The following is a 23,062-nucleotide window of genomic DNA, read 5'->3' as shown; positions in this document are numbered from 1 at the left end:
TATTAGCATTAAAATGTGTCCCATTCAATGTGAAAAATCAGAAAATTCTATGAATTTTCTTTGATTTTTGTGTCTTTTGCCAAAGATAATTCAAACCAGAACTCAACTCCATTTGGAAGATTTTCCACACCAAACTTTTCGTGTAACAATTCCATTGTGGCTTTAACCACAGAAAGACCTATACCACTGCCGCCATACTCACGACTTCGAGCTTTGTCAGCCTTGTAGAACTTCTCCCAAATATGCTTCAAATCCTTCTTTGCAATATTGTTTCCAGAATTGAATACACTTATCCTTACTTTTCCTTTTTTCAAAAAATCATAGCGAACATTAAGGATATTCTCGTTTAAAACGTAATGAATGGCATTACTAATAAAGTTAGTAACAACCTGCTCTACTAAAAATTCATCTGCATGAACATAACATTCTGTTTTATTAATGAAGCTATAACTGATTCCCTGCGCCTCAAAATTAATCTTGTTGCTTTCTACAACACTGTCAATCATTTCCGTCAAATCAAAATCAACCATATCCATGCTCATCTGACCTGCTTCAAGCTGATTAAGAATAAGCATTTCTCGAACAAGACGGTTCATTTTATTGGCTTCATCAATGATGATATCCAAATAGATCTGCCTACTTATTTCATCATCCATAATGCCTTCTTGAAGACCTTCGGCATATCCTTGGATTAAGGCAATAGGAGTTTTCAGCTCGTGACTTACGTTAGAAACAAATTCCTTACGCATATTTTCAGTTTCTTCTCTTAATTCAAGGTCATGCTTTAAGCTTTCATTGGCTGTACGAAGCTGTTCAATGGCACGTTTCAAAGTGGTGGACATTTCATTAACATGTTCACCTAAATCATCCATTTCATTGTAGAATTTCTGAGGATGATAAGTGGCATCAAAATCAAAATTTGAAATACGCTTTGTGATGTTAATAAGCTCGAAAAGTGGCCTAGTAAAATAAGCGATAACAAATTTACCAATGATTATGCTAATTAGCGAACCAACAATTACAATGTAAAGCAAAAATCTATTTGTAAAGGCTGCCACTTGCATCAAAGCGGAACTATTAGATCTTATAAAAACAATATTTCCATCAGGTAAAACGCCCAACAAAATAATGTAAGCATCCTCCACACCAGGAAGCTTCTGCTCAAATATTTTATAATCTCCAGTAGCTTCAATAGCCTCGCTATTATTGTCATTTGCCAGCAAGGTATAATTTAATTGTTCAGAAAGAATTTTGGGATCAACATTAGATTTTATAAGAGATTCCCCGTCTGCCGCTGTAACAATTACAGAAACAGAATATTTCTCAAAAAGAGCTATATTTTGGAAATCATATTCATCTCCATATAGCTCATCCACTTCACACTTCTCAGACATAATCTGATATAAATTTTTTAATTGTTTTTTTGTCTCATAAATATAATAATCGCCTAAAAAGCAGGCTGTTAGGATACTTACTAATATTAATGATAATAATACTACAGCTCCAAACAGTCCTACAATTTGGCGATTAATTTTATTAGACTTTTGCGTCGACTTCAAATTTATACCCCATGCCCCAAATAGTCTTGATGTAATTTCCTTTGTCGTCTAACTTACTACGAAGCTTCTTAACATGAGTATCGATTGTTCTTGCATCTCCAAAGTAATCGTAATCCCAAACATGATTAAGAATCTTCTCACGAGATAAAGCAATGCCTTCATTGTTAATGAAGTAATATAAAAGTTCGAATTCCTTAACTGACAGTTCCACTGGATTGCCATCGTTTGTGGCAACATGCGCATCCACGTCTAATTGGATACCACCAGCTTCAACAACTTTCTTACCAAGAGAATCATCAGTGCTTCTACGAAGAACTGCATTTACTCTTGCCATAAGAATTTTTGGAGAAAATGGTTTGTTGATATACTCATCAGCACCTAATTCAAAGCCATTAAGTACATCATTTTCCTCACCCTTAGCGGTAAGCATCAGAACTGGGATAGATGAAGTTTCTCTGATTTCCTTAAGCACAGCAAACCCATCAACCTTTGGCATCATGACATCCAGGATGATAAGCGAAATTTCGCTATCCATATAGAACATATCAAGAGCCTGTTCACCATTTTCTGCTTCTACAACTTCGTAATCCTCTCTTACCAAATAGTCCCTGATAAGTTTTCGCATACGGCTTTCATCATCAGCCACAAGAATTTTGTTTTTCGACATAACACCAACCCCATCCTTGAAAAATTAATGGTTACTCTATATCACTGACACCCAGTTCTTGTTTGGTAAGCTTTTCCTCTCTCTCGTTGAGATCCTTCTCACGTTGATCAAGCTCTTCCTTCCAAGTTGAGTATTCGTCAGTAATACTCTCTTTATAATTTAGTATGGTTGGACTATTTATTGTTGTGCTGATATAAAACATCCCCCCTATACACAACAATAAAGTAATCACACATACTATCAAAAACCTGTTAATCAGTCGTAGCTTCTTTAACTCCCCATTAGCATCATCAGAAGCAACATTTGATTTATCGGTTTTTTGTTTCTTTTCTTTAGTTTTAGAGGCTTTCTTTTCAGAGGTCTCTATATTTTTTGTTTCAGGTTTCTCTTCTACAGCCTGGACACTTTCAGCTATTGGTGCTGAAGGCTTCGCCGTCTCGGCTGGTCTTTCTTCTTCAATAGTATAAACCGGAGGAATATCTGACTCATCAAACGCGCCAGAAGCAACTAGGTTCTGCCGAAGCTGATTAAGAAAACTCATTCCTATCTCTGTAGAAAAAAGTCTCTGCTTAAGAATCTTTTTGTATACCTGAAGGACCCCGTTCTCATCTGCACCTTTAACCTGTCCTAAAATATACTCAACAGCCTTAAGTTCCTTAGCAGCTTTCTTTGCACTATTCTCATCGTTAAAGATATATCCACCAATATTATACTTAGCCATATCTTTACCTTCACAATTTTATAAGATTATTTTAGCAATTTACAATTAAAAAATCTATCTTTTATCATTATTTTTGTGTATTTATTCTTAAAAGTGACCAAATTGTGATAATTGTCCCTATAAAAGTAACAAATGTGCCGAACCATAATGTGGCAGAAACTCCACATAAATTAATGATTAATCCTCCAAGGACACTACCAAGCAAACTACTAAAAGTCATTGCTATAGTAATAAACGCTTGCCCTTTAACTGCATCAGATTTAGGCATTATCTCATCAACTAAATGAACTGATGCTGGTATAAACAATGCAAAAGATAATGCTTGGAAAATCATACTAAAGTAAAGCATTCCTACGCTTGTAGCAATGGCCGTGAAGAATATCTTAATTAAATAAAATACAGAGGCAGTACCTAAAAGTAATCTATTACCAAAACGTTCCCTTAACCAATTAAAGAATATCATGGCAGGCAATTCAACAATAGCCTGAAGTGCCAACAAACCGCCATTAGCTCCCTCATCTCCTCCAACATTTACAGCTATTTGGAATAAGAAGTTGTTTACAATAATATGTCCGAAGAAAAAGCATACCAGTCCAATTAAAAACATAAAGAACATTCTATATCGTTCAATAAAGGACTTAACATAGTCTAAGGTAATACCTTCAGAAACATCATGTTCAAGTGGATCAAATTCCTTTCTAACCTTAATTCCAGAAGCCTTCAGCTCTCTGTAAATCACGAAAATTAGATAAGTAAACAGAACAGCCACAATAAAACCTAAAACCACCGTAGCTTTTTCAGATACAACTTTCATAAAAAAGCCAACTATAAGGCTCATGAGGAAAAAGAAAAAGGAACCACTAGCTCTTGCCACACCATAATTCATTGACACCTTATAGCTTTCAATATGGAAATTCAAAGCGTTTAAGAAAGGTTGAATTACCGTAGCAATCATAGCTGCCAACAGAAAAGTCATTCCTGTAGCAAAGCCTTTTCCTGATGTAAACAATGCAATAAATAAATCTATGGAAACAATTCCACCAAGAACCGCAAGAACATCTACCACATCAAAACTAGTTGAACTATCTGTAGCCACAGATACCACCTGCTGAACAATTGCAGCAAATAGATATGCTATAGCAAACAACAAACCAATAGCAAAGGTAGAATAACCTCTATTGGATAAATACGCAGAACCCATACTAACCGTACAGCACACTAGCATCCAATAAAGCCCTTGGGTTATTGTGTACAAAACATTCATCTTAAAATCAAAAGAGCTTTTAAAGCGTTCTAAAATATCTACCATAAATAAATCTCCTTTACTAGTTGCTGTTGATAGTATTTTATTGTGTTATCCTTAGTAATATATTTGATTATATGGTATTATTTTTTTGCCGAATAATAAAAGGTATTACTTGTTTTAGGAAGGATAATTTATGACTAAAAAATTCTTGAAGGCTATATTATATGTAATAATAGCTTTAGTTGTTATTACAATAGCCTACTTTTCATATGTGTTAATTGCATACCACCGAATTGATGATAACCTTGACCTTATAATTGAAGGAACTTCGAAAGATTTTACTCTAAAAACCAATCAAAAATATCGAATCACTTCAGCTAATCTTGGTTTCGGTGCTTATTCCGACGATTATTCCTTCTTTATGGATGGTGGCAAAGAGTCTTGGGCTCGCTCCAAAGATGCAGTCTATACAAACATCAATGGCTCTATAGAAGGTATTAACAGCCTTAATCCTGATATAATGCTTTTCCAGGAAGTAGATTTAGACTCTACTCGAAGCTATCATGTAAATCAAAAGGATTTAATCATAAAGGATATACAGGATAAGGGAAATGATAACATTTCTTATAATTTTGCTGTTAATTATGATAGTCCATTTTTAATGGCACCTATCTACCAACCACACGGCAAATCAAAAGCTGGATTGCTTACTGTTTCTCCCGTAAATATCAAATCAGCCACACGACGCTCTCTTCCTATTGAAGAAGGATTTTCAAAGCTGATTGATTTAGACAGATGCTACGTCAAAAATGTAATATCTGTATCTGACGGAAATAATTTAGTGCTGTATAACACTCATCTTTCTGCTTACACCACAGACCCAAGCACAGCGACAAATCAGCTTATAATGCTCTTTGACGATATGAATGAAGAATTACAAAAAGGCAATTATGTAATTGCTGGTGGAGATTTAAACAAAGATATACTTCTTGACTCCTCAAAATATTTCCACAAAACCAGCGATGAAAACTGGGCGGCCGCTTTCCCAACAGAATACATACCTGAAGGTTTTCAGCTAATTCAACCTTTAGATGAAGATAACCCAGTTCCAAGCTGTAGAAATGCTAATGAACCCTACAATGAAGCTACAACCTTTGTTTTAACTGTAGATGGATTTATCGTTTCATCTAACGTGAAGGTGGAATATTCAAACGTTTTAAATACAGAATTTAAATATTCCGATCACAATCCAATTTATATGGATTTTATGCTAAAAGAATAATTCATAGGTTCTTGATTTGGTTAACACCATTTCAAGGACCTTTTTATTTCTATGCTTTTATTTTCACGGTGTTGCTGGCACTAGTGCCACATAGTTTATCAACAGACTTGATGATTTCCTGGATTTCAGGTAGATAGTGCTCGTGTCTAGTCATAAGTCTATCTATCTCATCACGTTCCTCTTGAACAATTTTTCTATGGTCTTCTAACCTATCACGTATCTTCTTTCTTCTCTGAACCAGTCTGTGACGACAGTCCATCATGTCCTGCTTGTTAATTAAAGCATTAACCTGATTAAGCCAGATTTTGTCGTCAGCCAAACCTATACTTCCAAGTATCTTGCCTAGCTTTTCGTTGTAGAATTCCAAATCATCATTGTTCTGCAGAAATCTTTGTTGATCTCGAACCTTGTCCTGATACTGTTCCCAAACATATTGAAGCTCAGCGGCGGTCTTAACCTTGTACTTATCCTTTGAATATTCAATACTATTGGTAACATTAACATATTTCATTCGCTCAACATTTAGCATACTAATAGCCTGGTTCAAATGCACCAAAGCAATTCTACTTTCTCTAGCTAGCTTATTCTGTCTCAAGAAAATTATAAAACCACAAACAGCGCAAATGAATAAAACTGCAAAAATCCATATAGAAATATCAACCTTTGAAGCGGTATACATAACATAAAGCAAAATAATTAGTGTCAAGAAAGATGTCATAACCGCAATTGCCATATGTCTAAAAAGCTTTCCCTGGCTTTTCAAATCTTCTCGTTCGATTTCCCAGCGACTTTTATCACCTTCCAAAGTGGAAAGATTGCGTTTGAGCTTTCCCTGATAAATCTCATCTGCCGCAAATCGATTAATAATCTCAGGCATATCATTTTCATCCCCAGATATAACCTGAAACTGTTCATCAGTAATGTTTCGTTCAATAGCTCTAGCCTCAAGAATATTCTTTTCCAATTCACAAATATTGGAAGCGGTATTCTTAAGATCCTTAGCAGTTTCCTTTGGAAGATTTTCAATAGTCTTAATGTCGTTAAGATATCTGGTGACTATTCTATATTCCATCTTCTGGCGTTCCATAGCCTTTGTGGAAGCAATGATTTGTTCACAGGAATCAAGAATATAGTGCTCTAATTTCTTAGGATCTTCCATGCTGCCAATACCTTCAATTTGGGAATAAACCCTATTAAAGGCATCATCAATCTTAGCGGCTTTAAGTTCTCTTTTCTTTTTTCTACTAGAAAAAATACCCATAGCAAACTCTCCCCAACCATTTTTTAGATTTTACAAAGATTAATGTATTCCTCTTTCCAATCTCTTATTACCCCTGATAAAGAGGAAATAGCATTTTCTCTCTTACCTTCATCATTAACAAGCTCATTAATAGCTGTGTCAAATTCTATTATATTTTCTCTGGCGGTAACTAAAGATACCACCTTTAAAACCTCATCAATCTCATCCTTTGATACTAAGTATTTAGCTACATACTCGTCAAAGGCCCCTTTATCTTTAGCGCATCTGGCAGCATATAAAAGACAGTGAAGACTCTGTTTCTTTTGATTTCTTTTATAAGCTTCATCGAAACATTTCATAGCTTCGTCAAAAAGGAACAATCTTGAAAACGCACAACCAAGATTGTGATAAACATCACCCTCTGTAACCTTTGGCATAGTCTTTGCAACTTCATCGGCAAGTAAGGTTTCATATTCATAAATAGCGTCTACAAGCTTGTCTTTATTCATTAGACGGTCAGCTCGCATCTTCTTTCGTTCAGCCTCTGTTTTGTTTTCAAAGGTAGCGATAACAGCAAGAGTATCTTTAATCTCTTTTGCCGATGCATATCCATTGGCACTAAGAATATGTCCAACGAAAATATGTAAAGGCGCATTGTTCTGTACAAGGCCCAACAATTCCTGTGCAAGCTTTGGTCGCTTTAGTTCTCTTCCAATCCAATTACAAAGCTCAGAATTCATAAGCTTTGTAGATAAAAGATAGACATTATTAAGCATAAAATAGCTAAGCTCCTCCAAAGAATATACATTCAAAGAAGCCTCTTCAAGATAATATGGAGTTGCTGATAATGAATTTTGACAATAAATTAATGTACTCATAATGTCCTTTTAACTATTTAATAGTAATTGTATGCTCCCAGCTTTTTCCTGAAGCTGGAGATATTTCACCAAAACCTAAATCCGTAATTACGATAGCCACTGCCACATCTGAGACCGGTCTGGCTTCGATGCGAAGTCTTGTGGTTCGATTTTCACGTTTTGGCAAATCGGTAAGCTCTAAAACCTCTGTTTGAACCTCTCTGGATTCTGGTCGTTGGATATAAAACTCTATCTCCGGTTCCCCATCCAAGATAACCTCGCATTCCCCATTAACGTCATACCAACTCTGGCCTGCATCAATAAGGGTAAAAAATTTCATTACATTGTTTTCTAATATCTTAATAGAAAGGTTAAGCTTTAAATCGTTATCACCTATATAAATAAATGGCCAATCTCTTTTTCCATCTTTTGTATAGCCTGCATAGCAAGCACCTTTTGAATAAAGATTCTTTCCAAGGAAAACCTTTCGGCCTCGACAAAGATGAGAAAGACTTGTTTTCATCCACTCGCCATCAAAGCCATCTCCGACCAGGTATACTGCTGAAAATAACGCGCTTCCAAAAGTATCACTGATAATTTCATCAAACGTCTCATCCTTATTTTCAATAACCGTACCATGACTAACAACGTTTAAGGTAACCAGCTGTGGTCTGGTATTTTGATTACGGTTTAAGGTACAGGAAATCATATTAGAACCACTGTAATCAAACAGGGCCACATTATAAATAAAAAGCTCTGGCTTTTGTGATAAAGCGTAATAATAAAAGCATTCATTTCTGTCTATAAGCATCACACGACTTAAATCTATTGAAAGCTTAGAAGCAACATAGTTCATAAGCTCCATAACCTCAAGATTCACCTGTGTAACACAAATAACTAGCTTTTCAATCTCACCTAAGGCCGCCATGGGACCAGGAATGGAAAACAGCTTTTTAAAGAAAATCACAAGTAAATCTCTAGCACTATAGTTTTCTGCTTCGATTACAACCTGTCCATCTCTAAGGGCAAGATTGTATAGCTCTTCCACAAGCACTGCCTCCTTTAGGCGACTCATCTTCAAAGCATCCTCTCCAAAAAACCACTGTCCCATGCCCATTCTCTTGGCAAGCACAGTAGGAATGGAATAGTTTTCTTCTCCCACAATAGTGCTTATTGTAGCAGGTTCGTCCATATTCGATTTGTAAATACTAAGTACTGTGCTCTTTGAGCTAATATCAATACCTACGTAAGCACCTTCTGTGTTCATAAAACTCCTAAATTAAAAACTTTTATATGATTTAAAGGGTTGTAAACAACTCTCTGGTAACTGCATCTAAGCCCTGATAAGACTTTACATCCTCTGCCAACTCAAACACCTCTCCATAAAGGCTATGACGTGAAATGCTGTTCATCAAAGCATATCTTCCCTTCTTTTCATCAAGCTCATCACTTAAGACAAAGGTCTTTGACTGAAGAGGCTCTTCTGAAAGCTCCTCGCAAGAAATCTGGTATCTGAGCTCGTCTCCATAGAAAAGAATAAACTGCTTAACGTATAAACCATCATACATCTCTATCATATCTTCAGTCTTAAAAGCTGCACCATTAACTGAGTATGTGATTGATAAATTCTTACGTTTTTCAGCGTTAAACTCCACAAAATGCTTGTCGTAAAGATGATATTTAACCTTTAGTCGACGATCACACTTTGCAAAGAAGCCAAAGTATTGATTACGAAGGATAGCATCTGCAAGAAGAATATCCAACATGTCGTAATCATCCTCCTGAAGCTTATCCAAGCAACATAAGTATTTAAGCAGAGCTATTCTCATACTTTCGTTAAAGCTTTGACCTCTCTTAAATCGATTGTAAATATATGCAAAAATGGTTTCTGGAATATCCGCTCCATTTGCAAGATAATCGTGAGCTTCATAGGTTAGGAAAGCTTCCACAATCATCTTATTATTTTTGCGTGACACATAGGTGTCGAACACCTTAAGGATATCTGGTGTAAGGAAATCTCTATACAGTGATTGTGTAAGAATTCTCTCACCAAACTCAACTACATCCTCTCCCTTTTCAAAGGCATTATCGTAAATACGAAGCATAGTATCTGTAGGGCCCACAAAAAACTTGATAAGATAGCGGACCATATTCGTATGTACGAAGCCTTTTTCAATAAGGCTAGCTGTAAGTATAATCAAGAAATCATCAGGTGTGTCAGGCTTTTCATCAATCAAATACTGACAAAGCTTTGTAGCAACTGCAGGCTTTAGCATTGACCCATTTGTATGCTGCATCATGTAGTATGCTTCATCATATTTGCTTCTAGAAATAAACACCTCAAGCACTGCAGCAATAACCCCCGCACTGAGAGCCTTTAGGTCTGCCTTGTTCATGAAGTGCTGCTCAAGCAAAGCCTCTCTATCCTTAAAGCGCAAAACCTCTATAAGTTTTGGATATAGCCTATGTAAATAGTCTAGTGAAATAACCTTGGAATCAAGGATAAGCTCCGCCGCCTTAACATCTTCCTCGTCATACTCTGAAGATGCCTTGCTCGAAGAAATACGCTCCATAGCATAGGTTAAGTTTAAAGGTGTAAGCTCTTTAAGCTTTTCTGTATATCCTTCTGTGCTAAGGATTTCTTCTGTGAAGTATGCCTGGTCATCCACGAAAAGGAAGCCATTATTATCCTCAAGGAAGATAACACCTTCGCTGCCAATATAATTAATATATGCCTTATGGTCAGAAATATTTGCTATAGTAGGCGCCTTGAATTCCTCCTGATATAAGAACACTCTTCTGATTTCAGGATTGATAACTGCAAGCTTTCTCTTAAAGGAAAGCTCGGAAATCATTCTGGCAACCTCGTTATCAAAGATACCAAGCTCCATAAGTCGCTGGTAGCAAACCGCCAAGTTATCATCAAGTCTACCAAGTCTAAGCTGCTCTATAGAGAAGGCCTCGATAATGCTCTCATACTTCTCATAGGTCTCGTAATCCTCATCCTTATGAAGAATAATGTTTGCATATAAAAGAGCCTTTTTATCGTATGGTAAATTACTATTGTATTTAAAGAACATAGTAACCAGCTGCGGAAGCTTTTCTACTGAATATGAAGGCAGCGCATCCATGTAGGCCTCAAAAATACCTGACACATGAAGATTAGACTCTATCGCCATTTGGTACCACTTCAGGAAGCTTTCATCCACATAAGGAGCCTTCAAAAGATAGGTAACAATTCCAAGCAAAAGCTGCTCATTTGGATAAACCTGATAGCAAGCATCCAAAATAGGCAACGCCTTTGCATTGAAGGTACGCTCTGTTTCAAGAACATGCATCATCTGAATAGCAAATTCCTTAGTGATAGCATCCTTCTTTTTCGCCCAATTAAGTACCTTTATTGTAAGCTCATTAAAGGTGGTAATAAGGTATGGATCTTGTACAAAGATATAGTAGGCCTCTATGTAAAGAAGTGGAGAATCCCAACCTTCTTCAACCCATTTTGAGATATCCCTAAGCTTTGCTGTAGGATTCTTAATATATTCCTTACGAAGGAATAAAAGGAACCAGAAAATATGAGGGTCGTCACTGTGCTCTCTGAAAATAAGCTCGATATTTTCAGTAAGTCGATCCACATATTCCTCTTCTCGATCAATAAGAGTACAAATATAAAGTAAAAATGCCCAATCACGACTGCGCTTGTCTTCGATTGTGCGCTTTAGATCTTGAATAATCCAAAGAGCTTCCTGCTTTTGATTGTTTGTAACATACAAAAATGCCTTTAGAAGAAGCAAGAAATTATCAGGCTCTCCCTCGGTTTCAAAAGACTCTACAATCTCTAAAGAAGAAGCACACCACTGACCAGTGGAAACTCTTCTAAGACGGAAATCTTCGTATAAACGAAATGCCTTAAGCACCCTTTTATTCTGAATATGTTCCTCTGATTCAAGAGTAACACCCTCTTTATCTGCAGTGGCAAGGATAGAAATCTCCTTGTGGATTCCCCTATAGTCGAAGGAAATCTTTGCATAGTTAAGACCAGCATGCATCTTATCCCTATGGATGTAATAACTCATGTTAAATATTGAGCCAAGGAAGAAATCCCCTGTAATATGTTCCTTTTCTACAGAAACAAAATCAGCATCAGATGAAACTGTAATGTCTATGAAGCCCCAAGTTGAACGAGTGATTTCAATCTCACCTTTGACATTTTCTGTAACTTCAAAATATCTATCCTGACGCTCATCAACAGAGAAGGTCATCTTTGCCTTAAGACCACAGGAAACCAAAAACTCATCCACATTAACAGGCGCAATAGGTGCAGCCTTAAAGCCTCGATACATAAGTCTGGTTCGCTTATCTAAGCCTGCTATAAAATCTGAAAAGCGGTCAGAATAAAACAGTGTAACTGCCTCTGGAAAACGATTTTGTGCAAACTCTGCGTATTCCTCAAGGGAATGAATCTCTCCCACTGAAGCAATAAGCGGTGGATGTACATAAGAGATTTTAAAAGGAATAGTTTTTTCAATACCAACGGCAACAACTATAAAATTACCCTCTATTGATTCACCAAACTTAAAATTGCAATCCTCAATGGAATAATCAATGCGAACACTAACACCATCAAACCATGGATCATTAATCTTTACATAAGCATTATCACAATAAATGACACCACGAATTCGAACATCGTTGAGACTCTTAAAATATATACTTCCAGAAAAAGGCTCATTAACGAAGCAGGTCTCTTCAATCTGCTGTCTTTCAAACTCTATATTAGGTTTTAAGTCATCGAATTTATCTTCGGAAATACGATAGATTCTTTTTCTCAAAACAATTCTCCTCAAAAGCTCCTGAACTACTTAAAACCTAAAGAAGGCAACAATTAGCTCAGCATAGTTAGCATATTATTTATAAGTATAGCACAACATATAGTGTTTTCAAACGAATTAAGCGACGAAAATATGGAAAATTTAGAACATCAGTGTTATGATATTTTGCAACAGAATAAACATCCTTTAAGGAGGAAAATCATGATAAAACACAAGGATCATTTCCACGGTAGTGATTTAGAAAAAATAGAGAAAATTTATGGAATAAAAAAGGAAAACATCATTAGCTTTTCTGCAAATGTAAATCCACTTGGTATTTCTCCTCTTCTAAGAGAAGGAATCGCAAAACACATCGATTGCATAACCACCTATCCAGATCGTGATTATGTAGAGCTCAGAAACAGCATTGCAACATATTGCAAAACTGAGCTTGAAAATATAGTTGTAGGCAACGGCTCCACAGAGCTCATCTCACTTTTCATCCAGATGATTAAGCCTAAAAAAGCTATGATTTTAGGGCCAACCTACTCTGAATATGAGCGCGAAATTTCCCTTGAGGGTGGTAAAACCATCTACTATCCTCTCCGTGAAGACAACGAATTCATCTTGGATCCCGCACACTTTATAAGCAAACTCACAGAAGACATTGATATGCTTGTAATCTGCAATCCAAACAATCCTACAGGCACAGCTATAAACAACCACGACATGCGTCTTATCCTTGATGCCTGCAAAGAATGCAGTATCTTCGTAATGGTTGACGAAACCTACGTGGAATTCGCAGAAAACATTGATGAAATATCATCTGTTCCTCTCACAAGAACCTATGGCAACATTGCAATCTTGCGAGGCACTTCAAAGTTTTTTGCAGCTCCAGGCCTTCGTCTAGGCTATGCTATCTGTTCAAACACAGACCTTATGCAGCAGGTTAACCAGCGCAAAGACCCATGGACCATCAACTCCATTGCCGTTGTAGCCGGAAACCTTATGTTCAAAGACGACGCCTACATTCGTCAAACTAAAGAACTTATAAAAACCGAGCGTGACAGAATGTATGAACTTTTCAGCAAATCAGACCGCTACAAGCCATATAAACCTCAAGGCAACTTCATGCTACTGAAGATCCTCGAGGAAGGCCTCACCAGTCAAATGCTCTTCGACAGATGCATCAAGCAAGGCCTTATGATTCGCGACTGTTCCACATTCCCATACCTTGGTGAAAACTACATCCGTTTCTGCTTCATGAATCCCGAAGACAACACACGCCTCGCGGACCTCTTACTCCAATAACCACAATCTCAAAGAGCCCTCCAAGCCTTGGATGGCTCTTTTTTGATGCCTCAAACTCAACAATCCCCTGGCCCTCCCCACCGGGCCGCCCTTAGTACTTCTGTGTCAAAGCCAAAGAATTTGTATTTTCTAAATGCTACACTGCGCTTTCTTTATTGTAGCTGTCTTTTAAATTCATTGCACTTTTAGCGCTACAGTTTGCATTGCTCAAACACACGCTATTTTTTGTAATGCTCCCCCTCAGTGTATATAACTATCAGTTGCTGGAATTTGTAGTGCGCTTAGTAAAATAAAAAGCAGGTTTTGTATGTATAGGCAGCAGCCGCTAGGATGGCGGCTGCAGTGGTTACTTGAGACACGATGTTGAATGTACCACGGTGACTATACATTCAAAACCTGCTTTTTTAATTTTACTTAGCAAACGGAGTATGGAAGCAACTGATAGTTATATACACTGAGGGGAGCATTAATTAAGCTAAAAGGTGTTTGAGCTATGCATACAGTAGCTTCAAAGTGCAACACCAATTAAAAGACACCTACTGAAAGCTAGTTTGTAGCATTAAGAAAATACAAAATTCATTGTCAATCATGACACAGAAGTACTAAGGGCGGCCCGGTGGGGAGGGCCAGGGGAATATAAGGAATAAGGCATCAAAAAAGAGCCCCTAAGAATTTAAAGGGCTCTTTGAGTTTAGTTATTCGGTAAGCCAGAGGTCCAGGTCTACGTTGCCTTGGATTCCGTTTACAGATCCTTTTTCGGAGTATTGCCAGATTTGGTATTCGTATGGCCAGTAGAATTCCTTGTTGTAGCCTGCGAACCACTTTGGATAATCGGTAAGTTTTGCGAGGTCAAGGAGCATAGCGCCCATCTCTGTGTTGTGGTAAAACATTGGCTGATAGCCAGCATCCTTCACTGCATTTAAGAAGGTTTTGGTAAGGGCGGTTCTATCCTCTACGGAAAGTCCGTTGGTACGAGCGTCGCTGTCGCTTACCTTTTCAACGTCGTATACGATTGGAAGCTGTAGTTCATATCCCTGAAGAAGATCGATAACTGTTCCTGCCTCCTCTAAGACTTCTGCATTGGAGATAGCTTGTGAGAATACGTAAACACCTACATCGATGCCTACTGCCTGGGCACCCTCAATGTTTTCAAGGCATTTCTCATCAACAACAAGCTTGCCGGTGCCATAGCCTCTGTACACAGCACGAATAAAAGCAAATTCAACGCCGTCATCCTTAACAGCCTGCCAATCTATATCTCCCTGATGCGAAGATACATCGATTCCAAATTTCGAAACAACAGAACCGTCTTTTACATAGTTATATCTACCAGTCTTTTCATCCACCTGAAGGTTGTCAATATCAAAAGAATTCTTAGCCAAGTCTTCGTTTATAGGTACAAAGTTGTATTTTTGATTTGCTGCAACAACTATGTATTCAGGATAGAAAGATTTCAAAACTGAAATTATCGTATTTCCGTTTTCCAAGGATTCCTTGATGGACTGCAAAACAGAATTTCTACCCTCTTCCTTGGCTTCATCTACCATAGCCTCAACTTCTTCGCTAGAATAAGTCTCGCCATCATCAATATTTATACGACTCTTTGTATCAACAACTACATAGATAATGCCAACTGCCACTAAAGTAAACATAATTGACAATATCGATATTAAAAAGTATCTAAAAGCTTTTTTCATTTATATTTTCAATGTCATATCTGTAAGCGAACCTATCTGCTTACGATACCACACTATCCCCTTCCAAGTTCCAAATTTATAGCCAATGTTTTCAAAGTGCCCTACCTCTTCAAAGCCTAATGACTTATGAAGAGCAATGCTAGGCTCATTGTCATCTGTGAGAACACCATACATGAATTTGTAGCCCATGTCTGAAAGACGCTTTTCAAGCTCCAGATAAAGCATCGAACCTAATCCCTCATGTTTAGGTGCATCCTTCGAAAGATATATGGTGCTTTCTACTGAGTATCTATAGGCATCATGATGTCTAATTCTACCTGCGTAGGCCATTCCTATAACCTGATCTGCCTCGTTGCAAAGAACTATATAAGGATAAGCCTTTTTTGTATTAATTATAGCATCCTCATATTCTTTTACCGAAGGATTATCCTCTGTAAAAGTAACATATGTCTCCTCGGCATAGTAACCATAAATATCATGAATCGCCTGAGCGTCGGCGATTTGTGCTTCTCTAATATAATAACTCATAACATCATCTCCAAAACATAGCTATATAAGATAGTAACAAAGTCCTATCAATAATTCAATTCAAACCCAGATACTTTACAAATGTTTAGGTTTCATCTATAACATAATAGTTAAAAGTTAGGAGAAAAAAACATGAAGTATAATACAATTCTTTTCGATTTGGATGGAACCTTGTTGTACACCCTAGAAGATCTTGCAGACAGCATTAATTATATGTTGGCAAAATATAATTTGCCTACACACTCAATTGATGATGTTAGAAGATTCGTAGGAAATGGTCTTAGAAAATTGGTAGAACGCGCTCTTCCAGAGGGTGAAAACTATGAACACTTTGAGGAATTTTTAAAGGAATTCATTGAGTACTATAACTGTCACAACAGAATTAAAACTCGCCCTTATGAAGGAGTGTTAGAAACCACCGAAAAGCTTGCAGCTTTAAATATAAAAATGGCCATCGTGACCAACAAGGGTCAGACAGCCAGTGATTCGTTAATTGATGAGTTTTTTGCTCCAAGTATTACTATTGTAATTGGCGATGATGGTAATCACAAAAGAAAGCCTGATCCAGAACCAATTGAAATTGCTTTGCAAAAGCTTGGGGTAACAGATAAATCCAAGGTTCTTTATATTGGAGATTCTGAAGTCGATGCAGCCACTGCCGAAAACGCTGGCCTTGACTACGTACTTTGCACCTTCGGATTCCGCACAGCCAAAGAACTCTCCACCTTCCACCCCGTTGCGTACGTGGACTCATTTGCAGAAATACTCAGCATTATTTAGAGTACTGGTAGGTAACCAGCTTTATTTATTCTAAGTGCTTGTTACCGTAAACAGCGCTCTACATTATTCTGCATAGTTCTTATATATATCCACATGGTCATAGATGCATCTCCAAGACGAGCTTGAGTGTGCTGTACAGCAAATGTATTCTATACCACCTTCAGTAACCATTGAGCTTACAGCGCAGCTTCCTGACTCATCTACATATCCAGTCTTTGCGCCTTCAATCTCACCACCAATGTCCTTGTCTTCGATTCTACGTAGGAACCAGTTGGAAATAGTAATTCCCTCAGGATTAACATTAGTAGCAGTTGAATTATATACCTTAGTGGTAACCACTTCCTTGCAGATATCATTATCCAAGGCAGCCATCATGATAATTGCAATATCATAAGGTGTGCTGTAATGTTCCTTGCTATGAAAACCAACTGGATTGGTGAAATGAGTTGTATCTGAAATCCCGAGATTCTTAGCCTCTTCATTCATCATCTTAACAAAGCTATCAATATCACCAGCTACATACATAGCAAGCTGTGCAGCAGCATCACCACCAGATGGAAGAATGGTTCCGTAGAACAAATCCTTAACAGTGACCTCTTCATCCTCAACAAAACCAGAAGTAGAGCCGCCGCCTGCATAAGAATAATCTATAGCCTCATGACACATAACAACCTTCTCATCCAGCTGTTCAGGCTTAATGTTTTTTGCAGCAACAAGGACTGTCATAACCTTTGTCATAGATGCTGGAACAATCTTTTCATGGGCATTTCTAGTTGCCACAATCTCCTTAGTATCATTGTTAATAAGGATTGCGGACTGACTAACAACATCTCCACCTATTTCAACTAAGCTATCACTTTCTTTTGCACTATAACCACCCGAAAGAGCAGGTGTTTCTTCTTCTATCTTTTCCTCTTCTGCAGGCTCCTCTTTATCAGCCTTTGCAGAAACCTTAAGGCCCTTCTCTTCCTTCAAATCGCTGGCAGCTTCCACCACCTGCTCCTCAGAAGCAGCAACCTTCGTAGACTTATCATCTTTGCCTTTAATATGGGATACGATTAAGACGCCAGTGAGGACAATCGCCAATGCCATTAGCGACAGTTCAGAATATACTTTAATCTTACGAATAAGTTTTTTGCGCTTGCGGTAAACCTTACGCTCTTCGTAAGACATGTTTCTAATATCTCTTGCCATAACAAAAATACTCCCACTCCCCTTAAAAACTTCTAACTTTTCCAAAATGCCCTAAAAGCATAAGGAAAATCATATAAAAAGTTTAACATTTGATAGTGGGCAGTACAATTCAGAACAAACATTTCGTAAGTATTGTATAAAATGACACAATCATTAACATTTCTTTAATTTAGTGGCATTGTGTTGCTTTAAGCTACAAAAAAAGACATCCGTCGTCAAACGAATGTCTTATAAAGTGGACTAGACGGGAGTCGAACCCGTGTCCAAAAGCCAATTCCCGGCCCTTCTACGAGTGTAGTTTGCATTTTTACATTCCCTCCACATGACGCCCACAAACAGGCTGCATGCTTTAGTAGCTTCATGATACGCCCACTATCGCAAAGCTTAGATAGCGTCGTTTCCTACAAAGTCGAAGTCTGGGTCCTAAGGTGTAGGTGCCCTAGGTCAGACTGCCGCAACTAGGCAGCGTATGCTAAATTATCGTTAGCGTTTAATTTTAAGTTTGGCCATTTAACCCATCGCCGTGGGACTCGCTTCTTCCGCTGCATGACCCCTGTCGAAACCATGACTAGCCCATATCTGCATTTTATCGAGGACATAATATGTCCGAAGGGAAAATGTAGATCTTTCTTCCATAGAACTAAGTAAACATTTATGTTTACTTAGTGAGAGGGAAGAATTCCACTTACTAAAAGTCAGCTTCCTAATTATACAATTCTCTATAAACCCTGGCAAGAGGCAATCCAACAACATTGTTATAATCTCCTCTAATCCCCTTTACAAGAATTGCCCCAAGCCCCTGGATACCATAAGCACCAGCCTTATCCATTGGCTCCTTTGACTCAATATAAGCCTTTATAGACTCAGCAGAATTCTCATACATCTCAACATCTGTGCATTCAGAGAAGGTATTTACCTTTCCATCTTCTGTCACAATAGTAACGCCAGTGTACACCTGATGTGTTCTTCCAGAAAGAGCTGTAAGCATGTTAAAGGCGTCCTCTTCATCCGATGGCTTTCCAAGAATTTTGTCATCGAATGCCACTACTGTATCAGCAGCTACCACAATCTCACCTGGATGATTCTTTGCAACAGCAAGAGCTTTCTGTCTGCTTAAATCTTCTACTACCTTTGCAGGAAGTGTTTCGGAAGTAACCTCTTCAATATCAGCTGGATCAACAATATATTCAATGCCAGCCTGTGTAAGTAGCTCTCGTCTTCTAGGAGAGCCTGATGCTAAAATAACCTTCATAATTCTGTCCTTATTTCTTATGTCTTTTTTCTAGTAAATCAATTCAACTGAAGCTTTATCCAAGATTTCTAATTTTGAAATCTCTCTCAGCTTCTCGCTTCATATCCTTCTTCTGAATATCAGCACGCTTATCATAAAGCTTCTTACCTTTTGCAAGAGCAATCTTAACTTTCACGAGACCATTATTTAAATATACCTCTAATGGAACAATAGTATAACCACTCTCCTTGATTTTGCTAAGTAATCTGTTGATTTCAGATTTGTGCAAAAGAAGCTTTCTTGGTCTAAGTGGGTCTCTATTAAAGATATTGCCCTTCTCATAAGGATTAACGTGCATTTGGTAAATGAACATCTCTCCATTATCTATACGAACAAAGGCTTCCTTAATGGAGCACTGCCCCATACGCATAGACTTTACTTCTGTGCCGTGAAGTTCGATGCCTGCTTCGTATTCTTCTTCCATGAAATACTCATGGTATGCCTTCTTATTATTCGCAATTAACTTTCTACCTTCTTTATTCATTACATAATCTCCAAGTACGCTGGTTACAGTAACAATCCTTAGTGTTTCTTTTTTCAGCTGAAGAAAGCTTCTCAAAAGGAACCTAAGAGATTGTTACTTACCAGCTCATTTAAAAATTTAATTAATTTAAATCTAAAAACTAGAATCGCTGAAATTCCTCAAGAATAAAATCGATTGTACGAGCTTGCTCGTCGACGCTATCGAGGATTACAGTGACGGGCTGGCCGAGCTTAAAAATACGGCCTGTACGCTCTCCTACAAGTGTAAGATTCTCCTCTATGAATTCGTAATGGTCATCGTACAGAGTGGATACGTGTACCAAGCCCTCTACAGTGTTTTCTAGCTCTACGTACATGCCCCAGCCAGTGATTGAAGAAATACTTCCCTCAAACTGCTGACCAATAAACTCCTTCATAAACTGAACCATCTTCAGCTTATCTACCTCACGCTCACAATCCTCTGCTCGGCGTTCAAGCTTGCTAGTATCAAGAGCCACCTGTGGAAGAATGGATTCATAGTGAGAAATCTTTCTCTCATTCATTCGCCCTCTAAGATAATCCTTAATTATACGGTGAATCTGCAAATCAGGATATCTACGTATAGGCGAAGTAAAATGACAATAATACTGAGCCGCAAGACCAAAGTGTCCCTTACAATCTGTATCATACTTGGCCTGTTGCATGCTTCTAAGAGTCATCTTTGTGATAACAGCCTCATCCTCATGTCCCTTAAGTGTCTCAAGCATCTTTTGAATTTCCTTAGGCTTTACGGAATCCGTTTTGCCTTTAAACGCATATCCACATGCTCCAAGGAAACGAGCAAGGCCCTGCATCTTTTCTGGATCAGGCGCACCATGAACACGATACACAAATGGAGACCCCATCAAACAAAAATGTTCAGCAACAGTCTCATTTGCAGCAAGCATAAAATCCTCTATAAGCTTATGAGCATCATTTCTCTCATAAGGAGCCAATCCCACAACTTTACCATTTTCGTCAATGATAATATGTGTTTCTGGGAAATCAAAATCAATAGAACCTCTCTTCTTACGTTTTGCGCGAAGAATCTGAGAAAGCTCAGACATTCTGTCTATCATTTCCGCTACATCTGAATAGGTTTCTCGCTCAGCTTCGTCCCCAGTCATAATGGCGTAGACAGAAGTATAAGTCATACGATGGTTGCTATGAATAACAGACTCACAAATATCATGATCTATAAGCTCACCCTTTTTATTAAAGGTCATAATGCAAGAAAGAGCAAGTCTATCTTCACCTTCGTTCAAGGAACACATTCCATTTGATAAGGTATGTGGAAGCATTGGGATAACTCTGTCTGCAAGATATACGGAAGTGCCTCGCTTAAGCGCCTCAACATCCAAGGCTGAAGATTCCTGAACATAATTGGTAACATCAGCAATATGTACACCAAGAACATAGTTATCTCCATCCATCTCAAGAGAAACGCCATCATCTATATCCTTTGTGTCTTCACCATCGATTGTAACCACGCATAATTCTCTCAAATCCTGTCGTCCAGCCATGTCTGCCTCAGACACAGGCTTTGCCACATTAGTAGCTTGCTTAAGGACCTTATCTGGAAATTCCGGAGAAATTCCAAAGGCTCTAACAATTGAAAGAATATCAACACCTGGGTCATTCTTATGACCGAGGATTTCAGTAATGTGCCCCTCAGGCTTATGACTGTCATCGCCATAGTCATCAATATGACAAACTACCTTATGACCAGTGACAGCACCCATTTCTTTTCCAGCAGGAATAAAAACATCCCTAACCATCTTTTGGCTGTCAGCCACAACAAATCCAAAGGTACCGCTGCTCTCAAAGGTACCAACCACATCAGAAAAACCATGGGTGATAATTCGAACCACCTTTGCTTCCTGACGCTTTCCTGGGGCACCGAAGGTAAGAACTGCAGCAACTATATCATCCTGCATTGCAAAGCCAGTGTTGTCTCTACCAACGAAATAATCTTCCTCCTGGCCCTCCACCTCTATGAAGCCAAAACCATCCTTATGAGATATGAATCTACCGATAATATCAGGCTCAATATCTTCGTTCTTTGGTTTATTAGCACGCTTTGCAACAGCATTTAAAGACTGCTTTTTTCCGGCAGTCTCTGCCTTTGTAAGCTTTTTTGTTTTGTGATCTTTTGTCTTTATGAACTTTGGACGGTTTTCTGGAATCTGATATTTGCCTCGTTTTGTAATTTCTACCTGGCCTTCTTCTACAAGCTCAGCTAAAACATCAGCAAACTCAGCCCTCTTATCCTTTTCAACATCAAGAAGAATCTCTAAATCCTTCTTTTTCATAGGAATATAGGCCTGACTCTTAAACACATCCATTAAAAAATGTTTTTGTTTGTCTAAATCCTTCATGTTTCTCCTAAAATTTCTCTTTAAACATTAAAAGCCACCCTTTCGGGTGGCATAAAATCAATTCTTAGAAACTTCCAATATTGAGAACAGCTGAAAGTACGAAGAAAAGGATTACACATACGCTTGTAAGCTTAACTAATAAGCCCTCACGTGAGCGACCTTTGTTTCGGCTCCAGTAAGAATCGAACTGCTGGCCTGATAAAGAACCAAGTCCGTTCTGCTTGCCCTCCTGGAAAAGAATAATGACTGTAAGTGCCACACAAATGATGATTAATAATATAATAAGAACTAACTTTAATGTTTGCATAATTTCCTCCTAATAATGGGTGCGGTGATTCGCAACAAACGAAGTATATCACAGCAAAAACCTATTTTCAAGACTTTAGGAGTACTTTATACCCCAACATCAAAATTCATTCCAGAAAGCAATTTTCCATCTGCTTCTTTTCGTGATTTCTGATATGGATTATCCTCATTAGGATACTTAATATGGGTTGTGGTTGTTCCTCCTGAAACATAGGTGCGGCCGCATTCTGGGCATACAGCAGTATGAATAGCCACAGAGGCATTCAAAACCTTACCACCCTTTTCCTTAGCCTTATCATAGGCATTGTTCACATGCTCCTGCTCATGGCCCCTAACTCTTGCTGCAGCAGCTTCTGGAGCAATATGCGCTGCTGATTTAAAGGAAACCTGCTCATCACTTCCATCCTGATATTTACGGGACGCACAGGTTTCACATTCAATAACACCAGCTCTTTTGGCCGCACGTTCAGAACCATAGCTTTTCGCTAAAGCTTCGCTTTTCCCCTCTGCTTTTAGTTCTTTTGCTACCTGAGATGAGCCCTGAGTTGTTAAGGAATTTGAAACACCGCTAGAATTAAAAGGATTTGAATTCCCAATAGAATTTATCCCTAGCATAAATATCACCACCCATATAAAAACACACCTATAGGTATATTTATAATACAACAATAATCGTAAATTTCTATGAACTTT

The 23,062-nt window shown here is 38.0% G+C and carries 19 protein-coding genes and 1 other RNA gene; 3 read left to right on the top strand and 17 right to left on the bottom strand.

All coding sequences use genetic code 11. The annotated features are described in order from the left end of the window. Nucleotides 1–47: 47 nt before the first annotated feature. The 4 genes from BLR54_RS01630 to BLR54_RS01615 all read right to left on the bottom strand — a co-directional run bounded on the left by BLR54_RS01630 (nucleotide 48) and on the right by BLR54_RS01615 (nucleotide 4,256). Nucleotides 48–1,394, bottom strand: a complete 1,347-nt coding sequence (locus tag BLR54_RS01630) for a sensor histidine kinase (RefSeq protein WP_090416480.1) — start codon at nucleotides 1,392–1,394, stop codon at nucleotides 48–50. A 142-nt stretch (nucleotides 1,395–1,536) separates the two neighbouring features. Continuing rightward, nucleotides 1,537–2,226 carry a response regulator transcription factor gene (locus BLR54_RS01625; RefSeq protein WP_090416479.1) on the bottom strand — a complete coding sequence of 230 codons (690 nt, stop codon included), beginning with the start codon at nucleotides 2,224–2,226 and terminating at the stop codon, nucleotides 1,537–1,539. A 31-nt stretch (nucleotides 2,227–2,257) separates the two neighbouring features. Next, entirely contained in the window at nucleotides 2,258–2,947 is a 690-nt protein-coding gene (locus BLR54_RS01620; RefSeq protein WP_090416478.1) for a hypothetical protein, read from the bottom strand. A gap of 67 nt (nucleotides 2,948–3,014) precedes the next feature. After that, nucleotides 3,015–4,256 carry an MFS transporter gene (locus BLR54_RS01615; protein ID WP_090416477.1) on the bottom strand — a complete coding sequence of 414 codons (1,242 nt, stop codon included), beginning with the start codon at nucleotides 4,254–4,256 and terminating at the stop codon, nucleotides 3,015–3,017. Nucleotides 4,257–4,386: 130 nt separating this feature from the next. Between BLR54_RS01615 and BLR54_RS01610 the strand changes: the two genes are divergently transcribed. Continuing rightward, entirely contained in the window at nucleotides 4,387–5,475 is a 1,089-nt protein-coding gene (locus tag BLR54_RS01610) for an endonuclease/exonuclease/phosphatase family protein (protein WP_090416476.1), read from the top strand. Nucleotides 5,476–5,524: 49 nt separating this feature from the next. Here BLR54_RS01610 and BLR54_RS01605 read toward each other — a convergent pair whose 3' ends face one another. Genes BLR54_RS01605 through BLR54_RS01590 form a run of 4 tightly spaced genes read right to left on the bottom strand, consistent with a single transcriptional unit; the run spans nucleotide 5,525 to nucleotide 12,404 of the window. After that, on the bottom strand, nucleotides 5,525–6,736 hold the full coding sequence (locus tag BLR54_RS01605) for an ABC transporter ATP-binding protein (RefSeq protein ID WP_090416475.1): 1,212 nt from the start codon (nucleotides 6,734–6,736) through the stop codon (nucleotides 5,525–5,527). A 23-nt stretch (nucleotides 6,737–6,759) separates the two neighbouring features. Continuing rightward, nucleotides 6,760–7,593, bottom strand: a complete 834-nt coding sequence (locus BLR54_RS01600; RefSeq protein ID WP_090416474.1) for a hypothetical protein — start codon at nucleotides 7,591–7,593, stop codon at nucleotides 6,760–6,762. 13 nt (nucleotides 7,594–7,606) lie between these two features. Next, nucleotides 7,607–8,839 carry a DUF5716 family protein gene (locus BLR54_RS01595; protein ID WP_090416473.1) on the bottom strand — a complete coding sequence of 411 codons (1,233 nt, stop codon included), beginning with the start codon at nucleotides 8,837–8,839 and terminating at the stop codon, nucleotides 7,607–7,609. A gap of 31 nt (nucleotides 8,840–8,870) precedes the next feature. Continuing rightward, nucleotides 8,871–12,404: a DUF5717 family protein gene (locus tag BLR54_RS01590; RefSeq protein WP_090416472.1), complete on the bottom strand. Its 3,534-nt coding sequence runs from the start codon at nucleotides 12,402–12,404 to the stop codon at nucleotides 8,871–8,873. Between the two features lie 201 nt (nucleotides 12,405–12,605). On the opposite strand from BLR54_RS01590, the gene BLR54_RS01585 reads away from it, so the two are divergent. After that, a complete protein-coding gene (locus BLR54_RS01585; protein WP_090416471.1) occupies nucleotides 12,606–13,694 on the top strand; it encodes a pyridoxal phosphate-dependent aminotransferase in 1,089 nt (362 codons plus the stop codon). A 695-nt stretch (nucleotides 13,695–14,389) separates the two neighbouring features. On the opposite strand, the gene BLR54_RS01580 is transcribed toward BLR54_RS01585, so the two are convergent. Together BLR54_RS01580 and BLR54_RS01575 are read right to left on the bottom strand one after the other, a co-directional pair. Next, nucleotides 14,390–15,391 carry a glycoside hydrolase family 25 protein gene (locus tag BLR54_RS01580; RefSeq protein ID WP_090416470.1) on the bottom strand — a complete coding sequence of 334 codons (1,002 nt, stop codon included), beginning with the start codon at nucleotides 15,389–15,391 and terminating at the stop codon, nucleotides 14,390–14,392. Continuing rightward, entirely contained in the window at nucleotides 15,392–15,919 is a 528-nt protein-coding gene (locus BLR54_RS01575) for a GNAT family N-acetyltransferase (protein WP_090416469.1), read from the bottom strand. Between the two features lie 132 nt (nucleotides 15,920–16,051). Between BLR54_RS01575 and BLR54_RS01570 the strand changes: the two genes are divergently transcribed. Next, complete coding sequence (locus BLR54_RS01570; protein ID WP_090416468.1) at nucleotides 16,052–16,699, top strand: HAD family hydrolase; 648 nt, start codon at nucleotides 16,052–16,054, stop codon at nucleotides 16,697–16,699. A 63-nt stretch (nucleotides 16,700–16,762) separates the two neighbouring features. Here the strand turns inward: BLR54_RS01570 and BLR54_RS01565 are convergent, their stop codons facing one another. From BLR54_RS01565 to BLR54_RS01535, 7 genes are all read right to left on the bottom strand, one after another. Continuing rightward, on the bottom strand, nucleotides 16,763–17,893 hold the full coding sequence (locus BLR54_RS01565; RefSeq protein WP_090416467.1) for a D-alanyl-D-alanine carboxypeptidase family protein: 1,131 nt from the start codon (nucleotides 17,891–17,893) through the stop codon (nucleotides 16,763–16,765). Nucleotides 17,894–18,126: 233 nt separating this feature from the next. Next, nucleotides 18,127–18,468: a transfer-messenger RNA gene (gene ssrA, locus BLR54_RS01560) on the bottom strand. A 128-nt stretch (nucleotides 18,469–18,596) separates the two neighbouring features. Then, nucleotides 18,597–19,148, bottom strand: coding sequence for a Maf family protein (locus BLR54_RS01555; RefSeq protein ID WP_090416466.1), 552 nt, complete (start codon nucleotides 19,146–19,148; stop codon nucleotides 18,597–18,599). A gap of 52 nt (nucleotides 19,149–19,200) precedes the next feature. Next, the gene (gene smpB, locus BLR54_RS01550; protein WP_028247901.1) at nucleotides 19,201–19,668 is read right to left on the bottom strand and encodes an SsrA-binding protein SmpB; all 468 of its coding nucleotides are present in this window, start codon (nucleotides 19,666–19,668) and stop codon (nucleotides 19,201–19,203) included. A 139-nt stretch (nucleotides 19,669–19,807) separates the two neighbouring features. Then, nucleotides 19,808–22,063: a ribonuclease R gene (gene rnr, locus BLR54_RS01545; protein ID WP_090416465.1), complete on the bottom strand. Its 2,256-nt coding sequence runs from the start codon at nucleotides 22,061–22,063 to the stop codon at nucleotides 19,808–19,810. Between the two features lie 64 nt (nucleotides 22,064–22,127). Continuing rightward, the gene (secG, locus tag BLR54_RS01540) at nucleotides 22,128–22,370 is read right to left on the bottom strand and encodes a preprotein translocase subunit SecG (RefSeq protein WP_090416464.1); all 243 of its coding nucleotides are present in this window, start codon (nucleotides 22,368–22,370) and stop codon (nucleotides 22,128–22,130) included. Between the two features lie 86 nt (nucleotides 22,371–22,456). After that, nucleotides 22,457–22,984, bottom strand: coding sequence for a hypothetical protein (locus tag BLR54_RS01535; RefSeq protein ID WP_090416463.1), 528 nt, complete (start codon nucleotides 22,982–22,984; stop codon nucleotides 22,457–22,459). Nucleotides 22,985–23,062: the final 78 nt, after the last annotated feature.

It is taken from the genome of Pseudobutyrivibrio sp. YE44, from assembly GCF_900104335.1.
Classification (GTDB): domain Bacteria; phylum Bacillota; class Clostridia; order Lachnospirales; family Lachnospiraceae; genus Pseudobutyrivibrio.
This window is presented reverse-complemented; position numbering and strand designations above follow the sequence as displayed.

Excerpts from the sequence above, each read along its gene's own strand:
- BLR54_RS01630 (WP_090416480.1), bottom strand. The coding sequence starts at position 1,394 with ATGTCTGAGAAGTGTGAAGTGGATGAGCTATATGGAGATGAATATGAT.
- BLR54_RS01625 (WP_090416479.1), bottom strand. The coding sequence starts at position 2,226 with ATGTCGAAAAACAAAATTCTTGTGGCTGATGATGAAAGCCGTATGCGA.
- BLR54_RS01620 (WP_090416478.1), bottom strand. The coding sequence starts at position 2,947 with ATGGCTAAGTATAATATTGGTGGATATATCTTTAACGATGAGAATAGT.
- BLR54_RS01615 (WP_090416477.1), bottom strand. The coding sequence starts at position 4,256 with ATGGTAGATATTTTAGAACGCTTTAAAAGCTCTTTTGATTTTAAGATG.
- BLR54_RS01610 (WP_090416476.1), top strand. The coding sequence starts at position 4,387 with ATGACTAAAAAATTCTTGAAGGCTATATTATATGTAATAATAGCTTTA.
- BLR54_RS01605 (WP_090416475.1), bottom strand. The coding sequence starts at position 6,736 with ATGGGTATTTTTTCTAGTAGAAAAAAGAAAAGAGAACTTAAAGCCGCT.
- BLR54_RS01600 (WP_090416474.1), bottom strand. The coding sequence starts at position 7,593 with ATGAGTACATTAATTTATTGTCAAAATTCATTATCAGCAACTCCATAT.
- BLR54_RS01595 (WP_090416473.1), bottom strand. The coding sequence starts at position 8,839 with ATGAACACAGAAGGTGCTTACGTAGGTATTGATATTAGCTCAAAGAGC.
- BLR54_RS01585 (WP_090416471.1), top strand. The coding sequence starts at position 12,606 with ATGATAAAACACAAGGATCATTTCCACGGTAGTGATTTAGAAAAAATA.
- BLR54_RS01580 (WP_090416470.1), bottom strand. The coding sequence starts at position 15,391 with ATGAAAAAAGCTTTTAGATACTTTTTAATATCGATATTGTCAATTATG.
- BLR54_RS01575 (WP_090416469.1), bottom strand. The coding sequence starts at position 15,919 with ATGAGTTATTATATTAGAGAAGCACAAATCGCCGACGCTCAGGCGATT.
- BLR54_RS01570 (WP_090416468.1), top strand. The coding sequence starts at position 16,052 with ATGAAGTATAATACAATTCTTTTCGATTTGGATGGAACCTTGTTGTAC.
- BLR54_RS01565 (WP_090416467.1), bottom strand. The coding sequence starts at position 17,893 with ATGGCAAGAGATATTAGAAACATGTCTTACGAAGAGCGTAAGGTTTAC.
- smpB (WP_028247901.1), bottom strand. The coding sequence starts at position 19,668 with ATGAATAAAGAAGGTAGAAAGTTAATTGCGAATAATAAGAAGGCATAC.
- rnr (WP_090416465.1), bottom strand. The coding sequence starts at position 22,063 with ATGAAGGATTTAGACAAACAAAAACATTTTTTAATGGATGTGTTTAAG.
- secG (WP_090416464.1), bottom strand. The coding sequence starts at position 22,370 with ATGCAAACATTAAAGTTAGTTCTTATTATATTATTAATCATCATTTGT.
- BLR54_RS01535 (WP_090416463.1), bottom strand. The coding sequence starts at position 22,984 with ATGCTAGGGATAAATTCTATTGGGAATTCAAATCCTTTTAATTCTAGC.